The sequence below is a fragment of the Patulibacter sp. NPDC049589 genome (assembly GCF_040675535.1).
Taxonomy (GTDB): Bacteria; Actinomycetota; Thermoleophilia; order Solirubrobacterales; family Solirubrobacteraceae; genus Patulibacter.
In genome coordinates this window covers 20,896-27,827 of sequence record NZ_JBFAPC010000072.1, presented here as the reverse complement: position 1 = coordinate 27,827, position 6,932 = coordinate 20,896, and the positions used below count along the sequence as shown (strand labels likewise).

Sequence of the window (6,932 nt, the reverse complement as noted above, 5' to 3'; positions counted from 1 at the left end):
GCGTCGCCGACGCCCGCCCCGCCCGGCCGAAGGGCGACGGCGCCGCGCGCGGCCCGCGCGCCGGCGGCCACGGCCCCGGCAGTGCGCCGCGGCCGGGCCGCTCGGGTGTCGACAAGGCGGGCGCCGCGCGCCGCGCCGCCCACCAGGTCGTCGTCCGCTCGCTGCGCGACGGCGCGTTCGCCGACCGCGCGCTGCACGGCGTCGCGGGCGACCTCGATCCGCGCGAGCGCGGCCAGGCCAAGCGCCTCGCGTTCGGCGCGATCCAGCGCCGCCTGACGCTCGACCACGTGATCGCCCAGCACGTCGACCGTGAGCTCGACGTCGACGTCCGCGCCGCGCTGCACGTCGGCCTCTACGAGCTGCTGTTCTCCGACGGCGTGCCCGCCCGCGCCGCCGTCGCCTCCGCCGTCGAGCTGGCGAAGCCGAACATCGGCTTCAAGCTCGTCAACGCCGTCCTGCGCCGCGTCAGCGAGCAGAGCGGCGCCGAGGACGGCCCCGGCGGCCGCATCAAGGGCCTCATCCCGCCCGACGACACCCCCGAGGGCGCCGCGATCCGCCACAGCCACCCGCTGTGGCTCGTCCGCCGCTGGTGGGACTGGCTCGGCCCGAACGCCACCCGCGCGCTCCTGGCCGCCGGAAACCAGCCGACCGAGCTCGTCCTGCGCGCCAACGGCCTGCGGGCCGCGAAGGCCGAGGCCGAGGGCCTGATCGTCCCCGGCGAGGCCTTCGACGAGGCGATCCCCGAGGCCCGCCGCGTCACCGGCCCGCTCGACGTCCTGGCGGACCCGGCCTGGCACGCGGGCGTCTACGTCGCGATGTCCTACAGCTCGCAGGTCGCGGCCCGCGCCGTGGAGCCGCAGCCCGGCGAGCGCGTCCTGGACCTCTGCGCCGCCCCGGGCGGCAAGACGACCCACCTCGCCGACCTGATGGCGGGGGAGGGCACGATCGTCGCGCTCGAGAAGCACGGCGGCCGCGCCCGCGCCCTGCGCCGCACCTGCGAGCGGGTCGGCGCCGACAACGTCGAGGTCGTCCACGCCGACGCCCTGGAGCACGGGTTCGAGGCCGGCTCGTTCGACCGCGTCCTGCTCGACGCGCCCTGCAGCGGCCTCGGCACGCTCGCGTCGCACCCGGACCTGCGCTGGCGGGTCCAGGAGGCCGACCTGCGGGAGCTCGAGCGCCTGCAGACGCGGCTGCTGGACGTCGCCGAGCGGGCCGTCAAGCCCGGCGGCCGCGTCGTCTACAGCGTCTGCACGCTGAACCCCGGCGAGGAGCGCCTGCCCGCCGGCACCGTCCGCCGGCTGTACCCCCACCGCGACCACACCGACGGCTTCTACGTCTCGTCCGTCGGCGGCTGACGCCGGCGGGGATCGCGGCGGGCCGCGACGGCCGTGTCTGCCGGGCGCGCGCCGCGACCTGCGGCGACGAACGCCATCTTCGCCGGAGCCGGCGCGCGACCGGCGGCGACGAACGTCGCCGCCGGGGCGGGCCGACGGTGCGTGCGGGTCGACGACGGGGGGCGTCGCCGCTGCGGCGCCCGGTCCGGGGTGTGCGGCGTCCTGCCGCGCACCGGGATGTCCGGTCGGTTCGATCGGGGGCGACGGCCGTCGCCGCCGGGGCGGGCCACGACCCTCGCGACGTCGCCCCCGGGGCGGTTCCGCGCCACGCGGGGGCCGGCCCGGCGGCCGGATCTCCAGTCCCCGGGGCGTTCACCGGACCGTGGCGGGGTCGCGGTCCGGCGACTGCAATAGTGGCGGGCATGGAGGTCGACCTCGGGCTCAGCTGTCCCGGATGCAAGGAGCCCTGGCTCCGTCCCACGAACCTCCCGGGGCGCTACCGCTGCGTCAACTGCCTGTCGCGGTACGAGCTGCGATCCGTTTGCCCCAACTGCGGCGAGCACTCGACGATCGTCCGCATGTCGAAGACCGCGACGCTGGCCTGCAACCACTGCGGCTCGTCGATGCTCGTCCAGGTCTGACGAGACGGCGGGGCCGGCGCGGGGCGTCCGGGCCGGAGGGACGAGGCGGCCGGCGGCGCCGGCATCGGGTTCGGGACCCTGGAGGTACGGAAGTCGACGAGCGGTCCGGCCGTCGTGGTCGGGTCACCGGTGGCATCGGGTTCGGGACCTTGGAGGTACGGAAGTCGACGAGCGGTCCGGCCGTCGAGGCTGGGCGCGGATCCCATCGAGTTCGGTACCTCCTGGGTACGAACGTCGACAGGCAGTCTGATCCTCAGGGGACCACCTACCCGCGGCATCGAGTTCGGTACCTCGTCGGTACAGAACCCGACGGTCCACATGACGAAGCCGACGAGCGCCCGACCGCCGCCGACCGCCGACCGCCGCCGACCGACCGCCCGACCGCCGCCGCCGACCGCCCGACCGCCGCCGACCGCCGACCGCCGCCGACCGCCGACCGCCGCCGACCGCCGACCACCGCCCGACCGCCCGACCGCCGACCACCGCTCGACCGCCGACCACCGCTCGACCGCCGACCACCGCCCGACCGCCGACCCCCGATACCCTGGCCGGGTGACCGCCCCGGACCCCCGTCTCGCCCGCCTGAAGGGCATCGCCCCGTCGATCCTCGCCAGCGACTTCGGCCGCCTGCGCAGCCAGGTGCAGGAGTGCATCGACGCCGGCGTCACGGTCATCCACATCGACGTGATGGACGGGCACTTCGTCCCGCCGATCACGATGGGTCCGATCGTCGTCGACGCGCTGAAGGGCGTCGACGCCGTGCTCGACGTGCACCTGATGATCGAGCGCCCCGAGCGCCAGCTCGCCGACTTCGCCAAGGCCGGCGCCGACTGCCTCACCGTCCACGCCGAGGCCACGCCGCAGCTGCACTTCGCGCTCCAGCAGGCCCGCGAGCTCGGCTCCCTGGCCGGCCTCGCCGTCTGTCCCGGCACCGGCCTCTCGCCGCTGGAGGAGTCCGCGTCGCTCGTCGACCTCGGGCTCTGCATGACCGTCAACCCCGGCTGGGGCGGGCAGAAGTTCATCCCGACGTCGTTCGGGAAGATCGAGCGCATGGCCGGGCTCCTGGGCCCGGACGCCGTCCTGCAGGTCGACGGCGGCGTCGACCTGGCGACGATCGGCCGCTGCGCCGCCGCGGGCGCCACGAGCTTCGTCGCGGGCTCCGCCGTCTTCGGCAAGCCGGACCCGGGCGAGGCCGTCCGCGCCCTGCAGGCCGCCGCGGACGAGGCGCTCGCCGCGGCCTGACCCGGCTCCGCGCCCCGGGGGACGACCCCGGCCGGCGGGTCGTCCCCGCGGCGGCATCCGCCGCACCCCTGGTGGTCGCGACGGCCGCGTCCCGGGGTCTGCGGTCCCCTCCCGTCCGCGGAGGGGCGCGGCAGCAGGGCCGTCGAGAGTGCGTTCGTCCCGCACAGACGAGGAGGAGCGCACGCTCGACGCCGACGGTGCGCCCTCGGCATCGCCCGGGCGCCCCGAGCGGGAGATGTCTCCGCGCCGAGGACTGCCCCGACCTGGGGGATGTCCCCGGGCGGCCGGGGATCTCCCTCGGACGCGCCGTTTCGAGGTCGCCGCTTCTGCTTCGATGGTCGTCGTGAGCACTCCGATCGTGCAGGCCGTCGACCTGCGGAAGACCTACGGCCGCGGCGAGACCGTCGTCACCGCGCTCGACGGCGTGTCCGTCGGCTTCGCCGCGGGCGAGCTGACGGCGATCATGGGGCCGTCGGGCTCCGGCAAGTCGACGCTGATGCACTGCGTGGCGGGGCTCGACCGCCCGGACCACGGCACGGTCACGATCGACGGCGTGGAGACCGCGTCGCTGGACGACAAGCGGCTGACCGAGCTGCGCCGCGACCGGATCGGCTTCGTCTTCCAGGCCTTCAACCTGCTGCCGGTTCTGACGGCGGAGGAGAACATCGTCCTGCCGCTGACGATCGCGGGCCGCAAGGCGGACCCGGAGTGGCTCGAGAGCCTGATCGCCACCGTCGGGCTGGGCGACCGCCGCGACCACCGCCCGAGCGAGCTCTCCGGCGGCCAGCAGCAGCGCGTCGCGGTCGCCCGCGCGCTCGCCAGCCGGCCGGCCGTGATCTTCGCCGACGAGCCGACGGGCAACCTCGACTCGCGCTCGTCCGAGGAGGTCCTCGAGCTCCTGCGCCGCTCCGTCGACGAGTTCGGCCAGACCGTCGTGATGGTCACCCACGACGCGCACTCCGCGTCCTACGCCGACCGGCTCGTCCTGCTGAAGGACGGCGCGATCGTGCACGACGGCCCCGCCGGCGGCTCGCAGGAGGTCCACGACCGCCTGCGCCAGGTCACGGACCCGGACGCGGACGCGGCCGGCACCGACCGACGCGCGGCTCCCGGCGCCCCCGCAGACGCCCCGGGATCCTGATGCGCCTGCTGCTGCTCCGCTCGCTGCGCGAGCGGTTCCGCCGGACGGTGCTGACGTCGCTGGCCGTCGTGATCGGCGTCGCCCTGATCTCGGGGACGCTGATCTTCACGGACACGATCTCGCGTTCGTTCGACGAGATCGGGAAGGTCAGCTACCGCGGCGTCGCCGTCGCGGTCACCCCGGCGGTGCCGCCCGGCACGCCCAGCACCGAGGTCGGCGACGACGACCGGACGCTGCCCCGGGACGTCGTGGGCCGGGTCGCGGCCGCCGACGGGGTCCACACCGCCGTCGGCCAGATCCGCGGCCGGGCGATCGTCTTCGAGCAGGACGGCCGCACGCGCGTCGGGAGCGCGGGCCCGCCCACCCTGCTGCTCTCCGCCCTGCCGCCGGGCGTCGGCGGTGTCTCCTACCGCACGGGCCGGGCGCCGACGGGGCCCGGAGAGGTGGCGTTCGACGAGAACACCGCGAAGCGGGCCGGCGTCCGGGTCGGCGACCGCGTGTTCGTCCAGGGTGAGGGGCCCCGCCGCGCCCTGCGGCTCGTCGGCCTCGCGCGGCTGGGCGAGGGCACGTCGTTCGGCGGCGCGACGATCGCGCTGACCTCGGAGGCGACCGCAGCGGCGCTGCTCGGCCGCACCGACCGCGCCTACTACGCGCAGGTCCTCGCGATCAGCGCCTCCGGCACCCGCGACGAGCAGGTCGCGGCGTCCGTCCAGCGCGCCGTCGGCGCCGACGCGACGGTCCGCACCGGGCAGGACCAGGGCGCCCGCCAGTCCCAGGAGATCAAGGACCGGATCTCCTTCCTGCCGACGATCCTCCTGGTCTTCGCGGGCATCGCGACGTTCGTCGGCGCGTTCCTGATCTTCAACACCTTCACGATCACGATGGCCCAGCGCCAGCGCGAGTTCGCGCTCCTCCGCGCCCTGGGAGCGGCCCGCGGGCAGGTCCGCGCGATGGTCGCCGCGGAGGCCCTGACCGTCGGCCTGCTGGGCGCGACCCTCGGCCTGGCCGCGGGCTTCGTGGTGGCGCCGGCGCTGCGCGCGCTGATCAAGGCGTTCGGCGCGGACCTCCCGACGACGGCCACGGTCTTCTCCGGGCGCACGATCGTCGTCGGCTTCGTCGTCGGCATCGCCGTGACCGCGGCGGCGAGCATCCTGCCCGCGCGGCGCGCGACCCGCGTGGCGCCCGTGGAGGCCCTCCGCGAGGCCGCCGCGCCCCCGGGGCGGGGGAAGGTGCCCCGCGGCCCCGTCCTGGCGGGCGTGGGGATCGGCGTCGTGGGCGCCGCGCTGCTGGTGCTGTCGCTGCTCGGCGCCGTCACCGACGACACCGGGACGGCCTTCGCCGGCGGTGGCGCGGGCCTCCTGTTCCTCGCCGCGACGCTGATCTCGCCGGTGCTCGTCGGCCCGCTCGCGCGCCTCCTCGGCCGCCCGCTGCAGCGGATCTTCGGGCTGCCGGGCCGGCTGGCCCAGGACAACGCGGCCCGCCAGCCCGGGCGGACCGCGATCACCTCCAGCGCGCTGATGATCGGCCTGGCGCTCGTGGTCTTCGCGACCGTCTTCGCGGCCGGCCTGCGCGAGACGCTGCGCGGCGACATCGAGCGGGTCGTCGCCGCGCCGGTCGTGGTCCAGGCGTCGGACGGCTCCTTCAGCGGCCTGCCGTCGTCCGTGGTCGGGGCGATCCGGCGCGCCCCGGGGGTCGAGGCGGCCGGAGGCGTCGGCTTCGGGCGGGTGCGGGTCGCCGGGCGCAACGCGAGCCTCACGGTCTTCGACGCCGAGGCCCTGGAGTCGGGGCTGGTGCGCCTGAAGCGGACCGACGGCGGCGGCTCGGGGCGCGTCGGCGACCCGGGGCTCGACCGCGCCTACGTCACCGACACCGTCGCGGGCGACCTTGGCGCCCGCACGGGCGGCACGATCCTGGCGCGCGGCACGAACGGGCTCGACCGGACGCTGCGCGTCGTCGGCATCGTCCAGGGCAGCGCCTCGGCCGTCAGCGGCGTCGTCGTCGACACCGGGACCGCGCGCCGGCTCGGCACGAGCGAGCCGTTCTTCGCCGTCGCCCGCGGCGACCGCGCCGCGATCCAGCGGGCGCTCCGGCGGGACTACCCGGCGACGGAGACGCTGACCCGGTCGGCCTGGATCACCGACCAGACCGGCCAGGTCAACCAGCTGCTCGGGCTCGTCTACGCCCTGCTGGGCCTGTCGGTCCTCGTCGCGCTGTTCGGCATCGTCAACACGCTGACGCTCTCGATCCAGGAGCGGATCCGCGAGCTCGGGCTGCTGCGCGCGGTCGGGGCGACCCGGGCCCAGGTCCGCCGGATGGTGCTCCTGGAGGCGGCGATCACCGCGCTGCTCGGCGCGCTGCTGGGCGCGGCGCTCGGCTTCGTGCTCGCCGCCGCGGTCGGCGCGACCCTCGACGGCTTCGCGCTCTCGATCCCGGTCGGCCAGATCGTCCTGCTGGTCGTGCTGACCGGGATCCTGGGCGTCGTGGCGGCGATCCGCCCGGCGCGGCGGGCAGCCCGGGTCGAGGTCCTGGACGCGATCGCGGGGGAGTAGGGGGCCGCTCCGCGCGGGCGCGCAC

5 protein-coding genes are annotated in these 6,932 nt (G+C 76.4%); all 5 read left to right on the top strand.

Annotated features, from left to right (window positions below; translation table 11 throughout):
* Positions 1-1,355: transcription antitermination factor NusB (locus AB0L40_RS14760; RefSeq protein WP_364355661.1), on the top strand; the 1,355-nt coding region annotated here is incomplete at its 5' end.
* 401 nt (positions 1,356-1,756) lie between these two features.
* Positions 1,757-1,975 (top strand): zinc-ribbon domain-containing protein, encoded by a 219-nt coding sequence (locus AB0L40_RS14755; RefSeq protein WP_084270413.1) that lies wholly within the window; start codon positions 1,757-1,759, stop codon positions 1,973-1,975.
* A 552-nt stretch (positions 1,976-2,527) separates the two neighbouring features.
* Positions 2,528-3,217 (top strand): ribulose-phosphate 3-epimerase, encoded by a 690-nt coding sequence (gene rpe / locus AB0L40_RS14750; protein ID WP_364355657.1) that lies wholly within the window; start codon positions 2,528-2,530, stop codon positions 3,215-3,217.
* Between the two features lie 343 nt (positions 3,218-3,560).
* Complete coding sequence (locus AB0L40_RS14745; protein ID WP_364355654.1) at positions 3,561-4,358, top strand: ABC transporter ATP-binding protein; 798 nt, start codon at positions 3,561-3,563, stop codon at positions 4,356-4,358.
* Positions 4,358-6,907, top strand: coding sequence for an FtsX-like permease family protein (locus AB0L40_RS14740; RefSeq protein ID WP_364355651.1), 2,550 nt, complete (start codon positions 4,358-4,360; stop codon positions 6,905-6,907). The genes AB0L40_RS14745 and AB0L40_RS14740 overlap by 1 nt, the downstream gene beginning before the upstream one ends.
* Positions 6,908-6,932 lie beyond the last annotated feature (25 nt).